The sequence below is a fragment of the Bacillus sp. SIMBA_074 genome (assembly GCF_046534555.1).
GTDB classification, from domain to species: Bacteria; Bacillota; Bacilli; order Bacillales; family Bacillaceae_G; genus Bacillus_A; species Bacillus_A mycoides.
This window is the reverse complement of sequence record NZ_JAWRYM010001100.1, coordinates 1-243: the sequence shown is the minus strand read 5'-3', so window position 1 is coordinate 243 and position 243 is coordinate 1. Positions and strand designations below refer to the sequence as shown.

The 243-nt window shown below is 49.4% G+C and carries 1 protein-coding gene; it reads right to left on the bottom strand.

Annotated elements, in window-relative coordinates; all coding sequences use genetic code 11:
* Window positions 1-178: helix-turn-helix domain-containing protein (locus SB773_RS34155; RefSeq protein WP_410594941.1), on the bottom strand; the 178-nt coding region annotated here is incomplete at its 3' end.
* Window positions 179-243: the final 65 nt, after the last annotated feature.

Genomic DNA, 243 nt, shown 5'->3' with positions numbered 1-243 from the left:
CGACCAGCATGTCGGCAGAGAGCAACTCGATTGCTTTGAGTACCCGCCATTGCTGGCGCCAATCCTGATACGACATTCCGGTATCGGCTTTGAAGATCCGCGAGAGCGTTTTTGTGCTAAATCCAAGCGATTCAGCCAGATCGATCGCCGGTGGCGCTAAAAATGTATAACCCTTCACCAGTCCCTTATTGACAATCCAAAATGACGATCATCTCTTGATCTCACTTTGCCTCTTGAGTGATC